Origin of the sequence: Paenibacillus sp. NPDC057886, assembly GCF_042796655.1 — a bacterium.
In the GTDB taxonomy this organism is placed as follows: domain Bacteria; phylum Bacillota; class Bacilli; order Paenibacillales; family Paenibacillaceae; genus Paenibacillus.
The window spans coordinates 1,082,692-1,102,448 of the sequence record NZ_JBHVMZ010000001.1; the positions used below are offsets into that span (position 1 = coordinate 1,082,692).

17 protein-coding genes are annotated in these 19,757 nt (G+C 44.9%); 16 read left to right on the forward strand and 1 reads right to left on the reverse strand.

The genetic code is table 11. The features are described from left to right. Positions 1-17 precede the first annotated feature (17 nt). The 12 genes from ACFVQB_RS04825 (at position 18) to ACFVQB_RS04880 (ending at position 12,501) form a co-directional block, all read left to right on the forward strand. On the forward strand, positions 18-941 hold the full coding sequence (locus tag ACFVQB_RS04825; protein WP_379435247.1) for an AraC family transcriptional regulator: 924 nt from the start codon (positions 18-20) through the stop codon (positions 939-941). A 12-nt stretch (positions 942-953) separates the two neighbouring features. After that, positions 954-2,051, forward strand: coding sequence for a Gfo/Idh/MocA family protein (locus ACFVQB_RS04830; protein ID WP_379435248.1), 1,098 nt, complete (start codon positions 954-956; stop codon positions 2,049-2,051). Positions 2,052-2,191: 140 nt separating this feature from the next. Next, positions 2,192-2,905: a glycosyltransferase family 2 protein gene (locus tag ACFVQB_RS04835; protein ID WP_379435249.1), complete on the forward strand. Its 714-nt coding sequence runs from the start codon at positions 2,192-2,194 to the stop codon at positions 2,903-2,905. A 223-nt stretch (positions 2,906-3,128) separates the two neighbouring features. Next, positions 3,129-3,878, forward strand: a complete 750-nt coding sequence (locus ACFVQB_RS04840; protein WP_379435250.1) for a FadR/GntR family transcriptional regulator — start codon at positions 3,129-3,131, stop codon at positions 3,876-3,878. Next, the gene (locus tag ACFVQB_RS04845) at positions 3,878-5,089 is read left to right on the forward strand and encodes a M20 metallopeptidase family protein (protein WP_379435251.1); all 1,212 of its coding nucleotides are present in this window, start codon (positions 3,878-3,880) and stop codon (positions 5,087-5,089) included. The genes ACFVQB_RS04840 and ACFVQB_RS04845 overlap by 1 nt, the downstream gene beginning before the upstream one ends. Next, positions 5,086-6,651, forward strand: coding sequence for an ABC transporter substrate-binding protein (locus ACFVQB_RS04850; protein WP_379435252.1), 1,566 nt, complete (start codon positions 5,086-5,088; stop codon positions 6,649-6,651). Before ACFVQB_RS04845 ends, ACFVQB_RS04850 begins: the two co-directional genes overlap by 4 nt. A 99-nt stretch (positions 6,652-6,750) precedes the next feature. After that, positions 6,751-7,668 (forward strand): ABC transporter permease, encoded by a 918-nt coding sequence (locus ACFVQB_RS04855; protein WP_379435253.1) that lies wholly within the window; start codon positions 6,751-6,753, stop codon positions 7,666-7,668. A 39-nt stretch (positions 7,669-7,707) separates the two neighbouring features. Further along, positions 7,708-8,613, forward strand: coding sequence for an ABC transporter permease (locus ACFVQB_RS04860; protein ID WP_371129157.1), 906 nt, complete (start codon positions 7,708-7,710; stop codon positions 8,611-8,613). A 26-nt stretch (positions 8,614-8,639) separates the two neighbouring features. Next, positions 8,640-10,673, forward strand: a complete 2,034-nt coding sequence (locus ACFVQB_RS04865) for a S9 family peptidase (protein ID WP_379435254.1) — start codon at positions 8,640-8,642, stop codon at positions 10,671-10,673. Then, positions 10,670-11,143 carry a hypothetical protein gene (locus ACFVQB_RS04870; RefSeq protein ID WP_379435255.1) on the forward strand — a complete coding sequence of 158 codons (474 nt, stop codon included), beginning with the start codon at positions 10,670-10,672 and terminating at the stop codon, positions 11,141-11,143. Before ACFVQB_RS04865 ends, ACFVQB_RS04870 begins: the two co-directional genes overlap by 4 nt. A gap of 188 nt (positions 11,144-11,331) precedes the next feature. Further along, on the forward strand, positions 11,332-11,937 hold the full coding sequence (locus tag ACFVQB_RS04875) for a pentapeptide repeat-containing protein (protein ID WP_379435256.1): 606 nt from the start codon (positions 11,332-11,334) through the stop codon (positions 11,935-11,937). Between the two features lie 180 nt (positions 11,938-12,117). Beyond that, the gene (locus ACFVQB_RS04880; RefSeq protein ID WP_379435257.1) at positions 12,118-12,501 is read left to right on the forward strand and encodes a hypothetical protein; all 384 of its coding nucleotides are present in this window, start codon (positions 12,118-12,120) and stop codon (positions 12,499-12,501) included. A 141-nt stretch (positions 12,502-12,642) separates the two neighbouring features. Here the strand turns inward: ACFVQB_RS04880 and ACFVQB_RS04885 are convergent, their stop codons facing one another. Next, on the reverse strand, positions 12,643-14,148 hold the full coding sequence (locus ACFVQB_RS04885; RefSeq protein ID WP_379435258.1) for an MFS transporter: 1,506 nt from the start codon (positions 14,146-14,148) through the stop codon (positions 12,643-12,645). Positions 14,149-14,260: 112 nt separating this feature from the next. On the opposite strand from ACFVQB_RS04885, the gene ACFVQB_RS04890 reads away from it, so the two are divergent. From ACFVQB_RS04890 to ACFVQB_RS04905, 4 genes are all read left to right on the forward strand, one after another. Next, positions 14,261-15,103 (forward strand): MerR family transcriptional regulator, encoded by an 843-nt coding sequence (locus tag ACFVQB_RS04890; protein WP_379435259.1) that lies wholly within the window; start codon positions 14,261-14,263, stop codon positions 15,101-15,103. Positions 15,104-15,130: 27 nt separating this feature from the next. Continuing rightward, the gene (locus ACFVQB_RS04895; protein WP_379435260.1) at positions 15,131-15,667 is read left to right on the forward strand and encodes a GNAT family N-acetyltransferase; all 537 of its coding nucleotides are present in this window, start codon (positions 15,131-15,133) and stop codon (positions 15,665-15,667) included. Positions 15,668-15,996: 329 nt separating this feature from the next. Further along, positions 15,997-17,697, forward strand: coding sequence for an NAD-dependent malic enzyme (locus tag ACFVQB_RS04900; RefSeq protein WP_379435261.1), 1,701 nt, complete (start codon positions 15,997-15,999; stop codon positions 17,695-17,697). A gap of 543 nt (positions 17,698-18,240) precedes the next feature. Then, a complete protein-coding gene (locus tag ACFVQB_RS04905) occupies positions 18,241-19,719 on the forward strand; it encodes an Lsa family ABC-F type ribosomal protection protein (protein WP_379435262.1) in 1,479 nt (492 codons plus the stop codon). Positions 19,720-19,757 lie beyond the last annotated feature (38 nt).

Genomic DNA, 19,757 nt, shown 5'->3' on the forward strand with positions numbered 1-19,757 from the left:
TATTGGGAGGTGCCGCATTGAGCCGATATCCTTTTGAGAAAATGCTTGAACGACAGGATATCCTGGAAAGACTGGATGTCTCGATCCTGTGGGGACACTACGAGATACGGGTTCTGCGATTTCATCTGACTTCTTTTCCAGCAGGCAGAATCGTTGATTTTCATAACCATGCGGAATTCGAGTTCCATTTCATCCCGAGAGGGAAAGGAAAAGTCATTCTGGGGGATGAAATGCATCCGCTCTCTGAAGGCATGCTGTATTTAACGGGGCCGGGTCTTGTTCATTATCAGGAGGCGGATTCCCAAGAGGCCATGGATGAATTATGCCTGCACGTGGATATTATTGAACATCCCAGAGAGGGTGTAGATCCGTGGGAGGCAGCAGAATCAGAGGAAACAATCGAAAAGCTTAGAACACTTCCTCTTGTTCCAGTACATGATTATCATCGCGCCATGAACTGTTTCCTGGAAGCCTATGAAGCTTGTGACCGTAAACTGATCGGATATTACACGTCCATTAAGCAGCAGGTGATCAGTATTCTGCTGAAGACCGTCCGAGCCTACGATATCGGGGGGAATCGGGCGGAGGCGCCTGTACGAGACATGTCTGTGTACAGGTACGATTATGCCATTCAGTATATGGAGGCGAATCATCCCTCAGCAGTAACGCTGGAAAATGTAGCGGAGAAGCTGCATATTAGCAGTAGACAACTGCAACGAATTTTTTATCAGGTTCAGCCGGAAATGCCTTTCAGCCGTGTGCTGGAGGATATTCGCCTGCGAGCGGTGTGCCGCAATCTGGAAGAAAGTAATGTTTCCATCGAACAAATTGCCCTGGCTTCAGGGTTTACCAATGCCAATTATTTGCATGCTGTTTTTCGCAAGCGTTTGGGGATGACCCCATCGGCTTTCCGTAAAATGAAACAACCAAACCAAAAGTGAGGGTGATTAGATATGAGTAAAACGTATCGTGTAGGGATTATTGGCTGTGGCGGGATTGCAAACGGCAAGCATCTGCCAAGTCTGAGCAAGCTTGGTAGTGTGGAACTGGTTGCTTTTTGCGATATCGTTCAGGAACGTGCAGAAGAAGCCAAAGAAAAGTATGGTAGTTCCGAAGCACAGGTATACACGGATTATCAAGAATTACTACAGGATGAAACGATTGATATTGTTCATGTTCTTACGCCAAATATCTCCCATGCTGAGATTTCAATTGCAGCGCTGGAAGCCGGAAAACATGTAATGTGTGAAAAACCAATGGCCAAGACATCTGCTGAAGCGCAAAAAATGCTTGAAGCAGCTGAGCGTACGGGTAAAAAACTGACCATCGGATACAATAACCGTTTCAGAGAAGACAGCTTGTACCTGAAGCAGCTGTGTGAAGCTGGTGAACTGGGTTCAATTTACTTTGCCAAAGCACATGCGATCAGAAGAAGAGCGGTACCGACTTGGGGTGTTTTCCTTGATGAGGAGAAACAAGGCGGTGGACCATTGATTGACATCGGTACACACGCACTCGATCTGACCCTTTGGATGATGGATAACTATAAACCGAAGGTTGTTCTGGGCACAACGTATCACGAGCTTTCACAAAGAGAAAATGCAGCGAATGCATGGGGCCCATGGGACCCGAAAAAATTCTCGGTCGAAGATTCCGCTTTTGGTATGATTGTAATGGAGAATGGCGCGACAATCATGCTGGAATCCAGCTGGGCGCTCAATTCACTGGATGTGGATGAGGCGAAATGCAGCTTGAGCGGAAGCGAAGCGGGCGCGGATATGAAGAATGGTCTGCGCATCAATGGGGAGAAATTCAGCCGTTTGTACACCAACGAAATTGAACTGAGTGCAGGCGGGGTCGCTTTCTACGATGGAAAGAGTGAAAGTGCACCGGATGTAGAGATGAGAAAATGGATTGAAGCGATCGATAAAGATTTGGAGCCGGTTGTAACTCCTAAACAGGCTTTGGTGGTTTCACAGATCCTGGAGGCACTCTATGAGTCAGCTCGTACAGGTAAAGCTGTTTACATGAACGAATCCAATCAAGCCTAGAATGAATTTCAGAAACCTTTATCCTCATCAGGAGGATAAAGGTTTTTTTAGTCTTTTATACGCTATCAATTTGTCCATACCATTCTCTACTTCTGTACGTATGATAAAAAAATATATATGTGCAGAAAAGAGGGTATGTGATGACCGTAAATAAAACGGGAAACGGTGTTTCAATCATTGTATGTACCAATCGGCCAAAATTTTTTGACAACATTCTGCAAAATTATAATCGGCAGCGCTATAAAGTAAAAGAACTTATTATTATTTTGAATCATGACAGCATGAATCTGCAATTATATCGGAACCGGGTTCGAAAACATGCCAATGTTAGCGTTTATCAAGTGCCAGAAAGCATATCGTTAGGACAAAGCTTGAATGCGGGAATCACCCAAGCCCGATTGTCGTTGATCGCCAAATTTGATGATGATGACTATTACTCGCCTTTTTATTTGAAAGAACAAGTGAATGGACTAAAACGAACGAAAAGCGATATCGTGGGCAAACATTCGTGTCTGGTTTACTTGGGTGCTTCAAAAACGCTGCTGGTCAGATCACCCAATGAAAAGAATAAACATGTGGAATTTATACAAGGTGGCACACTTCTGTTCAAAAGGGAGATATTAAAGAAGGTCCGATTCACGGATCGTTCCATTGGAGAAGATGTAACCTTTCTAAGGCAATGCAGAAAAAAAGGTTTTAAAACTTATGCTACGTCGCCTTTTAACTATGTATATCACCGGAGACAAAACAAACAAAGTCATACCTGGAGAGCAGATGATCACTTTTATCTGGAAGGAAGCAAAAGGTTAGCGATTACGGAACATTTCAGACCATTTGCAGACAAGGAATTCTAGAGAAGAAGAGAGATTCATTTGCATGAAACAAAGAAATATTACCGACGAATATTCCAATGAAAAAGATGTGTCTGTCTAATGCAGATGCATCTTTTTTTGCTTGGAAAACGGGCAGAACTGAAAACTATTTTTAAAAATAATCAAAAAAAGTATTGCATATCTGTTTAGTCGGAATTATATTAATGGTATAAGGTCTAGACCATTTACAGATCGGAGTGTTTACATGTCCAGTACGTTTTCATTTCGTTTTGAAAAAGTATCTACCAAAAAGGTCAGTGAATTTATTAGGGAACAACTGGAAGAAGCCATCATTCTCAAAGAATTAATGAGTGAAGAACAGCTTCCTTCGGAACGAGAGCTGGCCGAGATTTTTAATGCAAGTCGCATTACGGTGCGTGAGGCGCTATCAACGCTGGAAGACAAGGGTCTGATTGAGAAGCGCGTGGGGGCTAAGGGTGGAACTTTTGTCCTGCCTCTGACAGCCAATTCTCATAAACGCACACGAGAAGAAATTAAACGGGATTGGGAACAACTGCTGAAAGTGTTTGAATACCGGACCATTATTGAGCCGGAAGCGGCTTTTCTGGCTGCTGAGCGGATTACCGCAGGCGAGCTGGAGCTGCTGGAAGCCTATATGGAGCAAAGCATTCAACCTCATTGTACAAGGGAATGGTTCCGGGCTTTGGATGTGAAGTTCCATCTGACCATTGCTAAGGCGTCCGGGAATCCATACTGCGAGGCGGCAGTAAGACAGATCAGAACAAAAATTAATCCGGCATTGGATCTGATGCCATATGATGACCGAATCCGCTCCGTCAATCATGGGATACATATGGAGATTCTTGAAGCGCTGAAAGCACATGACAGTATCAAATCCCGGGAGACAATGAAAAGGCACATTGAATTCTCGGCTGATGCGATCTATGCCCGACTGGTATCAGAATCCGATGACAAAGAAGGGAATGAGAACTAATGGACCAATCACAACTATATCAACGTGCACAAGCATTGCAGCCACAACTCATTGCCTGGCGGAGAGATTTCCATCGCCATCCGGAAATCGGCTATGAGGAATTCAGAACGTCAGAGATCGTAGCCAAGCACTTGGAAAGTCTGGGTCTTGAAGTGACGCGCAATGTCGGAAAAACCGGAGTCGTTGGCTTGCTGAGAGGAGAGTCAGAGGGCCCCACTTTTGCACTTCGGGCAGATATGGACGCATTGCCAATACAAGATCAGAAGTCATCTGAGTACAGTTCCCAAGTGGAAGGCAAGGCGCATCTGTGCGGGCATGATGCACATACAACCATTCTGATGGGAGCGGCTGAACTGCTAACGAGTCTCGGCCGGCCGAAATCGGGCAACATCAAATTTGTGTTCCAGCCTGCGGAAGAAGGATTGGCAGGTGCACGTGCCATGATTCAGGATGGAGTACTGGAGAATCCGAAAGTGGACGCGATTGCAGGACTGCATATGACTCCGGGACAAGATACGGGTACTGTCGGGGTAAGCAAAGGCGTAGCGTTTGCCTCGGCAGACCGTCTGGTGATACGGATACTTGGCAAGGGCGGACATGCTGCCCGACCGCATGAAGGTATCGATGCTATTGCTGTATCAGCTCAGGTCATCACTGCACTACAGAACCTGGCTAGTCGTATGGTAGACCCGCTGGAACCAGTTGTGGTAACGATCGGTAAAATTACCGGGGGCTACATGGGAACAGCAATTGCGCCTGAGGTTGAGATGATCGGCACGGTTCGAACACTTTCTCCAGCCATTCGTGAACGCATGCCAGCCTTGATTAAACAGGTCGTAAGTGGGGTGTGCAGTTCGTTCGGGGCGGGTCACGAAGTCATCTATGGCGATGGCTACCCGGTTGTGGTTAACGATCTGGGCATGGTGGACCTGCTTACGGAGACCGTTGACGGCCTCGAATGGGCGAACGGATGGACCAGTATTCCGCCTTCCACGGGCGGCGAGGATTTCGCGTTCTACTGTGAACAGATTCCGGGTGTTTTCTTCCGATTGGGTTCAGGGAATGAGGAAGAGCGAACCCGTTACCCACTGCACCATCCGATGTTCGATCTGGATGAGGCGGTCATGCCTTATGGTGTGGGAATGCTGTCCGCCGTAGCGCTTGAATATTTGGCAAGAAACACAACTTCTGAGGGGGAGCATGGAAAATGAAAAAAAGACAATGGACAAGCATGTGGATCACATTATTGGCTGTAGTATTGGTGCTTAGCGCTTGCGGTGGCAAGAGTACTGGTACGGAGAGCAATTCTGCATCAAGTGAATCAGGAAGCGGATCATCTGCCAGTACTACACTTACAATCGCAGCTGCTACGGATATTGAGAGCTTTGACCCGCACAACAACAATAATACCTCCAGCGAAGCGGTGCTGGTCAACGTATTTGATTACCTGATCAAAAATGACAGTGAACAGAAGAAGGTTCCAGGTCTTGCGACTTCATGGGAACAAGAAGATGATACAACCTGGCGCTTCAAGCTGCGTGAAGGGGTGACTTTCCATAACGGTGATCCATTCACTTCGGCAGATGTGAAGTATACGCTGGAGCGCGTAGCCAAAGACAGCACACTGAAACAAAACAGCTACTTCAAAAACATTGTTGAAGTAAAAGCGGTCGATGAATATACGGTAGATATTATTACCGACGGACCGGACCCGTTGCTGCTTAATCGCTTGTCCAAGATGGGGGCTGGCATTCTGCCTGCCAAATATATTGAGGACAACGGGTTTGATCAATTCCTGAAACAACCGGTTGGCACAGGTCCATACAAGTTCAGCAAATGGACAAAAGATGATCGTGTAGAACTTGTGAAAAATGAAAAATACTTCGATGGTGAACCGAAATGGAATGAGGTTGTATTCCGTGTCATTCCTGAAGCTTCCACACGGGTATCTGAACTGCTGGCTGGTGGTGTGGACATCGCAGCATCCATACCGTCGACAGATATTGCCCGCATTGAAGGCGAAGCGGACAAGAAGATCGTCAAAGCGCCGATCCAGCGTGTACTTCAGTTGATTTTCCGTCAAACAGAGGGCAGTGTCACAGCTGATCCGAAGGTTCGGGAGGCTATTGATCTGGCGATTGACAAGCAGGGCATTGTAGACAGCATTGCCGGAGGTGCAGGTATCGTGACTCGCACATCCGTAACACCTGGCAACTTTGGGGCAGATCCTTCGTTGTACAAAACATCACTTTATGATCAAGAGAAGGCGAAGCAACTGTTGCAGGAAGCAGGTTATGCAGAAGGTGAAGCAGAGATGACCATCTCAGTATCCTCGCAGTATAAAGAGCCTGCCGAAGTCGTGGCAGCGATGCTGGAGCAAGTGGGCTTCAAAATTAATCTGGACGTGCTTGAACCAAGTGCTTTCAGTGAACGTTACAGCTCCAAATCATTCAAGGAAATCTTTATGATCGGAATTGGGAACTCCCTCTTTGATGCTTCCAATAACTACAATCGGTACATGTTGGAAGAGGCCAAAGGAGAGTCGGATTATAACAATCCGGAAGTGGAGAAATTGCTCCAGTCTGCGTTGGTTAACATGGACCCGGCTTCCAGGGAGAAAGAGTATCAGCAAGTACAACAAATTCTTGCTGAAGATCGCCCAGCAGTGTATCTGTACCAAATGGAAGGTGTATATGGTACCGATAGCCGTGTGAACTTCGAGCCACGTAGTGACGAGATGTTCTATGCTGACGAGATTACACCTGCACAGTAACATCAGACAGAACAACCTGATATGACAAGGATAAGCCGAGAACGGCAGGGACTGTACCACGTTCCTGTCGTTCTTTTTTTAAAAGGAGGTGGACAGAGAATGGGCAAATATGTACTTAAGTCACTACTGCAGGTTATTCCGGTTCTGTTCATTGTTTCATTAATCGTATTTATATTGGTCCGCGTCACGGGAGATCCGGTTGCCCTGATGCTGCCTGAAACAGCTACCGCTGAAGACCGCGCTGTATTAACGCAGGCGCTCGGACTGGACCAACCGTTATATACCCAATATATAAAGTTCCTGGGCAGCGCCTTGAAGGGAGACTTTGGTCAATCCTTCCGTTATGGAGAACCGGCTTTACAGCTTGTACTGGAACGATTACCGGCCAGCTTTGAACTGGCTGTTGCAGCAATGTTTTTTGCCATTGTTATGGCTATACCGCTTGGAGTTGCCTCAGCAGTCAAACGTAATACGTTTACCGATCTGATCATCTCCGGAATATCGGTCATTGGTAAAGCCATGCCGAACTTTTGGATGGGTATTATGCTCATTTTGTTATTTTCCGTCATGTGGGGAGTGTTACCTGTATCCGGCCGCGGCGGAGTAACACATTTGATATTGCCTGCCTTTACGCTAGGAGTCGGGCTTGCTGCACAAATGACTCGTCTTATTCGCTCCAGCATGCTGGAAATTCTGAGTCAGGATTACATCCGAACAGCACGGAGCAAGGGGCTTGGCCGGATGGTCGTGATTGGCAAACATGCGTTTCGCAACGGCTTGATTCCAGTCGTGACGATTATGAGTTTGCAGTTTACAAGCTTGATCGGTGGAACATTGATTACGGAAACAGTATTCTCCTGGCCCGGACTGGGTCAATTGCTGGTTGTTGCAGTTAACACCCATGACATGGCGATTGTACAGGCCGCTGTTTTTGTCATTGCATTTATCGTGGTTGTAACCAATATTTTGACGGACGTGGCCTACCGGCTGCTTGATCCACGCATTAAATACGATTAGAAGGAGGTGCAATCGATGACAGGCAGCAATGAAATGCCAATGCCGGGTGCAGAACAGGAACACGAGAATGTACGTACCCCAACAGGACTTCGCTATATCTGGAGACAACTGATCATCAGCAAGACCGGGATATTTGGCGCTGTGCTCGTTTTGTTGGTTGTGTTAATCGCCATATGTGCACCTCTGTTAACGAGTCATGATCCTGGTGCAGTGAATCCCCTCAATCGTCTTAAACCGCCAGCTTGGCTTGATGGGGGAACGGCTGAATACTGGCTGGGTACGGATAATCTGGGCAGGGACATGTGGAGCCGAATCGTATATGGTGCGCGGGTTTCATTAATTGTAGGTATGGGTGCAGTCATCGTGTCTGGAATCATTGGTGCGATTCTTGGTCTCTTGTCCGGATTTTATGGAAAATGGCTGGATGCAGTTATTATGCGCGTGGGTGATGCATTCATGGCCATCCCTACCATTCTGTTTATGCTCGTTGTGATGGCTATTGTGGGTCCAGGCATTACGACGCTGATTTTGGTTATCGGTGTGACTAACTGGGTTCCTTTCACCCGTGTAGTTCGCAGTGAGGTGTTGAGTATCAAGGAACGGGACTTTGTTCACGCTGCCAGATCGATCGGTGCCAAGAATGGAAGATTAATTCTGAAACACATTCTGCCCAATATTTTATCTTCCTTTATTGTGATCTGCGGTATGAATGTCGGGACCACGATCATTATGGAAGCTTCGCTCAGTTTCCTGGGCCTTGGCATTAAGCCACCTGACATTTCCTGGGGAGGCATGCTCAGTGATGGAAGACAATATGTAGCAACAAGCTGGTGGGTGGCAACTTTCCCTGGACTGGCAATTACCCTGACGGTTCTTGGTGTCATTTTCCTGGGAGATTGGCTGCGAGATGTACTTGATCCACGTACGGATACAAACAAAAAATAAGAGGAACGGAGATGGGAGCCATGGACATGAATAAAAGACCGATCTTGCCAGAGGACTTAGTTCATTACCGCTGGGTTAGCCAGCCTGTAATCAATCAAAATGGTCAGGTGGCGTACGTTGAACAAACAATTGATCAGCAGAAAAATGAATATATTACGCAAATTCGTGGCGTTGCACTTGATGGTAGTGGGGACAAGCAACTTACAGATGGAGTAAAGGATTCATCTCCTTCCTGGTCACCAGATGGAACACAGCTCGCTTTTTTACGTTTGGAAAGTGGGGGTAAAGGGTTATGGACCCTTGCGTCAGGTGACACAAAGCCTATAAATCTCATCACGCCTGAGCGCAAGCTTTTACAATTTGTGTGGTCCCCGGATGGGCAATATATTGCGTTTACCAGCAAAGCTGTAGAAGGCAAAGTAGAAGCGATGGCTGACAATACATCAAAGACAGATGGATCACTTAAAGTAACTCCCCTGCGAGGCAAGGTATTCGAGCGCACGACACCCAAGGCAGAGGGCTCCGGCTGGTGGGATGGTCTTTATAGCTATCTGTTTGTATATGAGATCGGGAGTGGAACCATTACACAGGTCACAACCGGACCATGGAATGTTGCTGCTCCGGTCTGGTCGCCAGACGGTCAGGCTATTTCCTTCATTTCCAAGCAGGTACAGGAAGAGGGGGTGGATGCCGATCTGCTGTACTTTGCAGATGTTCATACCGTAGATTTGGAAAGCGGCGAGCATTGCAAAGTAACGGATTCCAGTCTTCAGGTAAGCCAGTTCGCATATTCACCCGATGGAGAGCAACTGATTCTAATCGCCAGCGACCGAGAGTATGGCAGTGGCAGTCATAACAGACTATATGAAGTGCCGAGTAGCGGAGGTATTCCAAAGCAGCTGGCGCCTGATGTCGATATGCAGTTGGGGAACGCAGCACTTGGGGACATGAAATCGGCAAGCGCATCTCCGTCGCCTCTGATCGATTATCATCATACGCAACGTACGGCCTATGTTCTGGGTACTTATGGTGGAAATGTGGACGTGTATCAAATCACCGAGGATGGGCATTGCCAATCCGTAACGGGAAACGGCGAGAAGGATGTATATCAATATACCCTGTCACCTGATGGTAAGACGCTGGTCATTGGCGCATTGACTGAGGATCACCCTGGAGAACTGTACCGTGTGGATATTAACAGTGGTGACATGTTCAGACTCACTCGGCGAAACGATGAATTTTTGGCAGGCTTGGAAGTCAATGTACCTGAACGTGTCGAATTTACATCGTCGGACGGATGGCCCATTCAAGGTTGGTTGTTGAAGCCGATTATGCAGAAATCGGACACGAAAGTGCCGATGATTTTACAGATTCATGGTGGACCGCATGCCATGTATACAGGCATCTTCAGCCATGAAATGCAGACACTTGCTGCACAGGGGTATGCCGTTCTATGGGTGAATCCTCGAGGAAGTATGGGGTACGGGCAGGAATTCGCCAGAGCTTGCCGAGGAGATTTTGCCGGGGGAGACTGTCGGGACCTGCTCGAGGCGGTGGACTATGCACTTGCTACATATGATATCCTCGATGAAACACGTCTTGGTATAGGTGGAGGCAGTTACGGAGGCGTCATGACCAACTGGATCGTTGCTCATACCAACCGATTTAAGGCGGCAGTAACGCAGCGTTGCATATCCAATTGGTTGTCCTTGTATGGAACCAGTGATATTGGAATCTCTTATGTAGAGGGCGTAATTGGTGGCAATCCAACCGAACATGCAGACATGTTATGGTCCCGTTCTCCCCTTGCTCATGCGCATAAGATAGATACACCACTTCTGATTATGCATGGAGAGCAAGATTATCGTACACCGATCGGACAGGCGGAGGAGTTATATACCACGTTAAAACGATATGGAAAAACGACCAAACTGATTCGATATCCAGGCTCCAATCACACTTTGCTCAAAAGCGGAAAACCCTCGCTGCGCGTGGATAGCTTTGAACAGGTAAATGCCTGGTTTAATTACTACCTCAGAGATGGAGAGGGCGGAGCATGAGCCGTGTTCAGTTATCCATTCCTGTAGCCCTGTTAGTGGAAAATGTTCTGACGAGCGGTGAAGCGAGCGAATTAATCATTGATTGTTTACAGAGGAAAGATTTCTCTTCGTTGTTATCGAACATCAAGGAACCCGTGATGGATCTGGCAGAGAGACTGGATACAGCTGTTGAAGTGGGAGACAACTGGGAAGAGGCCATACGCAGCGGAGTCTACGAGTTTAAATTTTTGCATATTAACGCCTTGAAAAGACTGCTCTATTTCCGGTTTGGCCTCAAGGCAGACCAGGATTATATCCAGGAAGATCTGTCACTGAGACATGTCCACTTGACCTTGCGGGAAACCGAGTTGCTGCAAGTGTTGGTTGGCAGACAGTGGATTGTTCATGAAGGAAAACAAGACATTCAAGATAAAGATAAGTACAGAGACGCATCGTTACGTATTCCTGTTCACATCCGATTGAAGTACTAGCTAAACACATATTGGGAGCCAAAAGCCGCGATTTTTGCGGCTTTTTTATTGTAGTAGCTGCATTTCTTTGAAAAATAAGAACCTTGACTTTTGCAGGCGTTTAAGCAGGTACTTGACAGCCGTGTGGTATATTATAAAAAGTTCTTTAATAGTGAACATATGATAATGCTCAAAATGGGGTGTACGTGATGTATCAATATAAGGATCAGGAATATGAAGGGGTACATTTTGAAGGACGTGACTTGCGGTATGGTGAACTAATAAGCTGTGTTTTCAAACAGTGTACCTTTATGAACGCTTCAATGGAAGAAATCGAGACAAGCAACTGCCGTTTTATCGAGTGTGACTTTAAAGGCGCTTCCATGAATGGCTCCATCCATAGAGAGTCGGCTTTTGAAAACTGTTTATTTGGTGGTGCTAATCTTTTCGCTTCCAAATTCACCTCCTGCAAGATGACGGGGTCGGACTTTTCCGGATCGCAAATGGATGGTATTACACTAAGTCAGGGCGATTGGTCTTATACGAATCTGAGACATGCCCGATTGGGCAAACAGGACTTGCGAGGAATTCGTTTCTTTGAAGCCGACTTTACGGACACGGATTTTACCAAAGCGGATTTGAGAGATTGTGATCTCACAAGAGTAGTTTTAAGCAGAGCCAAGCTGCAAGGGGCCGATCTTAGAGGCGCTAACCTGGAAGGAATCGATCTGAAATCATTGGATATTAAAGGCGTACGTTTGGATCGCGAACAAGCAGTTCTGTTTGTACGCTCTTATGGTGCGAAAGTAGATTAAGTTGAACATCTGTGGTTACAGATCATGTTGGTACAATCGAGTTCAAGAACTTCTTATAGCGTAAATAAACCGCCAAGGGCGGTTTTTTTGGCATGAAGCGTATCATTTTTGCAAATAAGCAGGAATAGGTGATGGAAACCAGAAGTAGTAAATATCACTTTCAGTTAAAAGGAGGCTATCATGTCAACCACATTGATTACGGTGATTGCAGTCATTGGCTTTGGAATTATAACAGGTGCAATCATTATGATTACGGTATTTAGACTTTTGCATAGCGCTAAGCAGAAACAACAACTTCGAAAAAGCATTTTAATGGAGGGGATTTCCACAGAAGCGATTATTCATGACATTATACAAACTTCATCCAGTATGGATGGAAGGCCGGGAGTGCGACTGGATCTGACCGTAACCCAAGTTGACGGCCGTACCTTTCCAACGATTGTAGAGACATATATCCCGTTTACACATATTTCCCAATTCCAGAAAGGAAATGTCATTAACGTAAGATACATAGCAGACGGAAATGAACGAAAGGTTGAGGTAGAGGATGCCTATATTCCTTAGGTGGGTAATCAATCCTCTTCTTTTGACAAATTTCTAACGACCAGAAAAATAGCAAATATACCGATTAAAATAATAATTCCATTTATTATTGGAAACCACATGGTCGTATATACCTCGCTTCATTTCATGAAATGAGTTGCATTATGTTTCAACACCGTTTCTTTTTGAGTGTTTTAAACGCAAGGCTACCCAGCTCATGATCAGAGCAGCAGCGAGCAAAAATAAAGTTAACCCTGCAATCACGACAAAGAAGGATTGGTCAAAAGCAGCAATGGCGGCAACTTTGAGTGACTCCGCATACTCAGTAGGTAAACTCTCGGAAGCGAGAAGAGCTTCATCCAGACTGTCCTTCACATTAGCTGGCACACTAATCCCCTCTGGAATCCTCATAGCAAGCGTGTATACAAGAGTAGACATGCTCCCCATGATGGCAATACCTGATGCTCCACCCAGCTCATAACCCACTTCCTCAATCGATGCTGCCATACCCGCTTTGTGCGGAGGTGCGTAACTCATAATGGAATGGGATGCTGCGGTCATCCCTGCTCCAAGACCTGCGCCAAGTAGCGCTAAACCGAGAATCTGCCCAGTATACCCTGTATTGAACTGCATCAGATATATCCCTATGCCCAGACCGGCGATCAAGAGAGAGAAACTTTTGATATATACGACATCTACACGATGCATGATGGACCCGACAATGGGGCCAGCAATGAGTGCTGCAACGGGTATAGATAAGGTGAAAAGTCCAGCGTGAAGCGGTGACATGCCTTCCACAAGTTGAAGGCGTTGAGTGACCATATATTGCACACCCATTTGCGCAAACAAACCGACCAGAGCGGTAATAAAGCCGGTGCTGAATCTTGGGATTTTGAATAAGGACAGATCCAAAAGCGGGTTGGAGCTGTTATTTTGACGGCGAATAAAGATGATAAGGGACAGCACACCTATTACTGCAGCGATACTGGCTAATGTCAGAGATCCTTCGCGTCTTGTGAATTCCTTGATGGAATAGATAATTCCCACCATGGCAATCATGATCTGAATGGAACTGGTGAAATCCCACTTTTTCGACGCATCACCTTGATGTTTAGGAATCATTTTTAAGGCGAAAACAAAGGCGAGAATGGCAATGGGAAGGTTAATCAGAAACACAGAACCCCACCAGAAGTGTTGAAGAAGCAGCCCACCTACAATCGGACCCAGTCCCGCACCACCTGATGCAATGGAGCCCCAAATGCCAATTGCGAGTGCAAGTTCTCGTTCATTCGTAAAGGTAACCCTGATGATCGACAATGTCGCTGGCATCATCATGGATGCGCCCACTGCAAGAAGAATTCTACTCATGACCAGTACAGCCGGTACTGGAGAAAAGGCTGCAGAAAGAGAAGCAACAGAAAATACGAGCAATCCCAGGGTGAATATTTTCTTATGACCAAGACGGTCCCCAAGCGTTCCCATTGCAGGCAGAAGCCCCGCCATGACGAGGGAGTAACCGTTCAGAATCCATAATTTTTCTGAGGCTGACGCACCTAAATCATGGGTTAAGCTGGGTAAAGCGGTGTAAAGGATCGTCATGTCCATCACTATTAGTAATAGTGCACTTGATACAATAACAAGAATCATCCAACGTTTTAACTTTGACATGTTTCCCTCCAACAATATAATTAGATAACTTGCATTTTTAAACCATAAACTATAGGGTAACCCTATAGTCAAATTTAATTTTGAACCATAGATTCTAGCGGAGGCATGTACAATGTCGGGAAACCATACACAACAATTTACTACCAGTGAATTTGCAAAAATCTGCGGAGTCACTAAGCATACTCTATTTCATTATGATGAGATTGGGCTGTTAAAGCCGGAGTTCACGAATTCCAAGGGTTACCGTTATTACGGTATTCAGCAAACCTATGTATTTGATGTAATCCATGTGCTGAAGAAGGCGGGAAGCTCCCTAGAGGAAATTAAGTCTTTTATTCAAAATCTAAATACACCATTATTGATCGAGGTGTTTGAACAGAAAGTGAAGGAACTGGAGCTAGAACAACTCCGAATCCAACGTATGCAAAAGCTCTTGAATGGTGCCATTGTCATGACACGGCAAGCTATGAGTGCTTCATATGAAGGTCTGGCTTTTGAAGAATGCGAGAAAGAATATTTTATTGCCGTTCAACTGGAACGGGGGGATGGAGATAAGGAGTTTTCCCGCAAGTTTGTCGAATTTCGAAACTATTGCGAAGAGCGAATGATCGAATATGAGTTTCCGGTATGGACTGTAGTCTGTCAGGAGAGCTTTGAGACAGGACAATTCTATCCGGACTACTTTTGCAAACAAATAAAAGCACCGATTCCTGGCGAATCGATGCTAGTCAAGCCCAAAGGATTGTATGCTGTCATGAATCATCGAGGATCATATGAAAGCATGCCCAAAACGTATTTAATCATCAAAGAGTATATAGAACGAGAGGGATTTGAGATCTGTGGAAATGTGTATGCCATGGATCTGCTCAGTTATTTTGCGGAAAATAATCCGGATGAGTATATCATTAAGATATACGTAGAAGTGTGTAAGGTTACAGAGACGGATAAAGAATAGAAATCGATTTAATCCAGGGGGATATTATTGAAATTAATTAAAGCTTATGATATGGATATGAACGAAGAATGGTCAACGCTTCTTCAGGAATTGCTTGTTGCCAGTTTTCCAGAGGTGTATCCGAAAGACCGATTGTTTTTCAAGCAAATTCCACATTGCAGAATATTAGCATTCGACCCAGATAATCAACTGATTGGACATGTAGGACTAGATTACAGAATGATGAATTTAAATGGAAAAGCAATAAGAGTGTTGGGGATCATTGATCTGTGCGTTTACATTACACATCGCTCTCAAGGAATAGGTTCCTTGTTGCTAGCGGAAGTGGACAAGCTGTCCAGAGGGCATATTGATTTTGTACTTTTATTTGCTGATCATGAGGGCTTGTATAGTAAAAATGGATACAAAACGGTTAACAACACATGCAAGTGGTTGAAAATTGAGCATGAAACCTTAACTACAATTGGAGTTGGAATTCAGAAGGTCGAGGGGTTAATGGTTAGAGAAGTAGGAACCATGCCATGGAATGAAGGAGAACTCGATTTTTTAGGTTATCTGTACTGAGTACAAAGAGCGCTCACACCAAAAGCAGGAGTAATTGAGGCTATAGAGAAAAGTAGATAGAGCCACGAAATTTCGTGGCTTTTTTGTATTTTACGAGAATCTGTTTATAAAATGAATTTTTTGAAAAATAACAAAGTGATAAATTTTATTTATCGAAATGAAATTGAATTTCATTCATGAAAGTTTCATGAGTTCGTTTACATGCCATAGAAAATATTTTATAATTGTCATCGGAAGATCTTTAACTAACTAAAAGTTACTAAGTATAAAAAGGTTAATTAAAAAGACGTTAAAACGTCAAGAGACATCATGAAAGAAGGCAATCAGTAATGAACTCATTTTTTGTAGATTCCAATGGAAACTTAAAAACCTCTTTGAAAGGCAAGGATGTTCTGTCCAATCCCATGTTGAACAAGGGCACTGCCTTTAACGAAGAAGAGAGAAAAGAGCTTAACCTGAATGGTATCTTGCCACCAATGGTTTTAAATATTGAAGAACAAGTGAGTCGAGTATATCAGCAATTGCAAAATGAATCGGATAATTTGCGGAAAAGCATCATGCTTAGTGATTTGTTCAACCGAAATATTGTACTATTTTACCGTCTAATGAAGGATCATCTTAGTGAAATGCTGCCGATTGTGTACACACCTACGGTCGGGCAAGCTATCCAGGAATATAGCCATCAATACCACAGACCGGGTGGTCTATATTTATCCATTAATGATATGGATGGGCTTGAGGAAGCCTTCCGCAACAGTGGTTTACATGCTGGAGATGTGGATTTGATTGTTGTGACCGACTCGGAAAGTATTCTGGGCATCGGAGACTGGGGCGTTGGAGGCATTAATATTGCCATTGGTAAACTCGCGGTATACACAGCAGCCATAGGCGTTGATCCAAGCCGCGTATTGCCTGTTGTGCTGGACGTCGGAACCAATAATCCCAAATTGCTGAATGATCCATTGTATGTGGGCAACCGTCATGAACGTATTCGCGGGGAAAAATATGATCAATTTATCGAAGCCTTTGTGAAAGAAACAACAAAGTGGTTCCCGGATATCCTGCTTCACTGGGAAGACCTGGGCAGCGTGAATGCCAGAAATATTATTCAGAAATATGGAGAAGAACTCCTTACATTTAATGATGATATACAGGGAACGGGTGCGGTAACGCTTGCGGCGATCATGTCCGGAGTTCAAGTGACGGGTGTGCCTCTTCGTGAGCATCGTGTCCTTGTATTTGGACCAGGGGCCGCTGGTATTGGTAACGCGGATCAGATTCGTGACGCCATGATGGAAGAAGGACTTGAGCAGAAGGATGCGGAGAGCCGGTTCTGGGCGTTCGATTACCGCGGACTCCTTACCGATGAGACGGAAGGTCTATTTGAATTCCAGAAACCATATGTACGCAAAGCTGCGGAAGTGAAAGATTGGGCATTGAATGAGCAAGGGCAGGTCAGTTTGCTGGAAGCAGTGAAACAGATTAAACCAACGATTCTGATCGGGACGTCCGGTGTGACAGGTGCCTTTAATGAACAAGTTATCAAAGAAATGGCGAAGCATGTGGAACGGCCAATCATTATGCCGATGTCCAACCCGACCTCGCTTGCCGAGGCGGCACCAAGAAGCTTGATTGAATGGACAGAAGGCAAAGCACTGATTGCAACAGGCAGTCCATTTGAATCTGTCATGTTTAATGACACTTTATTTGAAATTGGTCAATCCAATAATGCTTTTGTTTTCCCAGGTTTGGGTCTGGGAGCTATTGTTGCAAAAGCATCAAAATTCACCAAAAACATGTTCACCGCGGCTGCAGTGGCCGTAGCTAATTCGGTAGATTCCTCTGCACCAGGTGCACCACTTCTGCCAAGAGTGAAAGAGCTGCAAGCTGTTTCGTACAAAGTTGCAGTGGCGGTCGCCAAGGCTGCGTTGGAAGATGGCGTGGCGCGTGTGGAGCTCAAAGACGTTGAAGAGGCTGTAAAAGCTGCCATGTGGCATCCAGTGTACAAACCGCTGTATGCGGCCGTTTAATAATTGAATTAAATTGAATACAGCGCATGGTGACTATAAACCTATGAGGGTCTGGTAAGGCGGATTTTAAGAAAGGGCTCGGCTTGATCTCTTGCCTTGACCCAGGGCTGTATTCCATGTTAAGTTTCTGGTATTAAATTGTTGAGCTTTTAAAGGGGGATAGAGCGATGACTGAATTAGAGGTTGTAGATGTTTATGTGAACCTGTCAACGAACATGAACACTGACATGGTTCACAACATAACTAATCAGAATCCGGCACTTTATCCTCCTATGCATAGATCATCTTGGCGTTAAATTTTTGGACGCCAGGTCTCTTCATCGTATAGTCTGGTTTATGTAACGCAAAAAGCACCGGTGAATGGGGGCTTTTTTGCGTTTTTTCATTTGAGGATATTCTAATCAATCTGACACATGGGAATTGTGTCATTCATTCAAGAGCGGATTAAAATTCTGATTATGTTCAAATATAAAGTGAGGGACCATGTCGTGGTAAATACCCCGTCGGTTAACTTTTATATTTCACATAAAAAGGATGATCCTTATGTCTTTAATTAACGTTAGCAACCTAACATTTGCCTATGATGGCAGTTACGATAATATATTTGAAAATGTGAGTTTTCAGCTGGACTCCGATTGGAAATTGGGTTTTACTGGAAGGAACGGCAGAGGCAAAACGACATTCCTTAATCTGCTGCTTGGTAAATATGAATACAGCGGAACTATTTCTGCGAATGTCAGCTTTGAGTACTTTCCTTTTCAGGTTAAGAATAAAGGAGCTATGACCCTCGATGTCATTGAAGAGGTCTATCCTGAATATTTACACTGGCAGCTTGTGCGAGAGCTTAACCTGTTACAAGTTTCGGAAGATATCCTGTATCGGCCTTTCGATTCCTTGTCAAACGGAGAACAAACGAAGGTAATGCTGGCTGCCTTGTTCCTGAAGGATAATCGGTTTTTGCTCATTGATGAACCTACCAATCATCTCGACATTCATGCGAGAAAACTCGTCAGTAATTATCTTCGCAGCAAACGTGGATTTATTTTGGTATCCCACGATCGATCCTTTTTGGATAACAGCGTAGATCATATCCTGTCCATCAATAAAAATAACATCGAGATTCAGAAAGGGAACTTCTCCGCTTGGTGGGAAAATAAACAAAGGCAAGATCAATTTGAACTTGCAAGTAATGAGAAATTAATAAAGGACATCAAGCGTTTATCCGACTCTGCCAAACGGACGGGCGGATGGTCGCATGAAGTGGAAAGAACCAAAAATGGTACAAGAAATTCCGGTTCAAAGGTGGATAAAGGTTATATTGGACACAAGGCCGCCAAAATGATGAAACGTTCCAAAAATATCGAGCAGAGGCAGCAATCCGCCATCCAAGAAAAGTCCAAACTGCTCAAAAATATTGAAAATGCAGAACGCCTCCAAATTCATCAACTGGATTTTCACAAGAAGGAACTCGTCGAATTGGAACATGTATCGATTGCTTATGATTCCAAACCAGTTTGTAAGGATGTGAGTTTCACAGTTGAAAAAGGGGAGCGTATTGCGCTGTATGGTAAAAACGGATCGGGAAAATCAAGCATCCTTAAACTGATTTGTGGTGAGAATATCCCTTATACAGGTCATTTTCGAAAGGATCACCAGCTTAAAATCTCGTATGTGTCACAGGACACGTCGGATCTCGGAGGCCATTTATCTGACTATGCGGCCGCCCAGAGTATTGATGAAAGCCTGTTTAAATCCATATTAAGAAAGCTGGATTTTTCCAGATTACAGTTGGAGAAGGATATCTCGACGTTTAGCGCAGGCCAAAAAAAGAAAGTGCTGATTGCCAAAAGTCTGAGTGAGAAAGCTCATTTGCACGTTTGGGATGAACCCCTCAATTTTGTGGATGTCATCTCTCGCATGCAAATCGAAGAGTTGCTGCTGGAGTACTCTCCGACCCTTCTTTTTGTAGAGCATGACAGTGAATTTTGTACAAATATTGCAACGAGAATTATCGAGCTATAAGAAACTGGGAATGATATAAGTGCTAAAAGCCGCCAAAA

Coding starts and splice junctions, on each gene's coding strand:
- ACFVQB_RS04880 (WP_379435257.1), top strand. CDS start 12,118: ATGTCAACCACATTGATTACGGTGATTGCAGTCATTGGCTTTGGAATT.
- ACFVQB_RS04855 (WP_379435253.1), top strand. CDS start 6,751: ATGGGCAAATATGTACTTAAGTCACTACTGCAGGTTATTCCGGTTCTG.
- ACFVQB_RS04840 (WP_379435250.1), top strand. CDS start 3,129: ATGTCCAGTACGTTTTCATTTCGTTTTGAAAAAGTATCTACCAAAAAG.
- ACFVQB_RS04885 (WP_379435258.1), bottom strand. CDS start 14,148: ATGTCAAAGTTAAAACGTTGGATGATTCTTGTTATTGTATCAAGTGCA.
- ACFVQB_RS04890 (WP_379435259.1), top strand. CDS start 14,261: ATGTCGGGAAACCATACACAACAATTTACTACCAGTGAATTTGCAAAA.
- ACFVQB_RS04865 (WP_379435254.1), top strand. CDS start 8,640: ATGAATAAAAGACCGATCTTGCCAGAGGACTTAGTTCATTACCGCTGG.
- ACFVQB_RS04835 (WP_379435249.1), top strand. CDS start 2,192: ATGACCGTAAATAAAACGGGAAACGGTGTTTCAATCATTGTATGTACC.
- ACFVQB_RS04900 (WP_379435261.1), top strand. CDS start 15,997: ATGAACTCATTTTTTGTAGATTCCAATGGAAACTTAAAAACCTCTTTG.
- ACFVQB_RS04860 (WP_371129157.1), top strand. CDS start 7,708: ATGCCGGGTGCAGAACAGGAACACGAGAATGTACGTACCCCAACAGGA.
- ACFVQB_RS04830 (WP_379435248.1), top strand. CDS start 954: ATGAGTAAAACGTATCGTGTAGGGATTATTGGCTGTGGCGGGATTGCA.
- ACFVQB_RS04850 (WP_379435252.1), top strand. CDS start 5,086: ATGAAAAAAAGACAATGGACAAGCATGTGGATCACATTATTGGCTGTA.
- ACFVQB_RS04905 (WP_379435262.1), top strand. CDS start 18,241: ATGTCTTTAATTAACGTTAGCAACCTAACATTTGCCTATGATGGCAGT.
- ACFVQB_RS04845 (WP_379435251.1), top strand. CDS start 3,878: ATGGACCAATCACAACTATATCAACGTGCACAAGCATTGCAGCCACAA.
- ACFVQB_RS04870 (WP_379435255.1), top strand. CDS start 10,670: ATGAGCCGTGTTCAGTTATCCATTCCTGTAGCCCTGTTAGTGGAAAAT.
- ACFVQB_RS04875 (WP_379435256.1), top strand. CDS start 11,332: ATGTATCAATATAAGGATCAGGAATATGAAGGGGTACATTTTGAAGGA.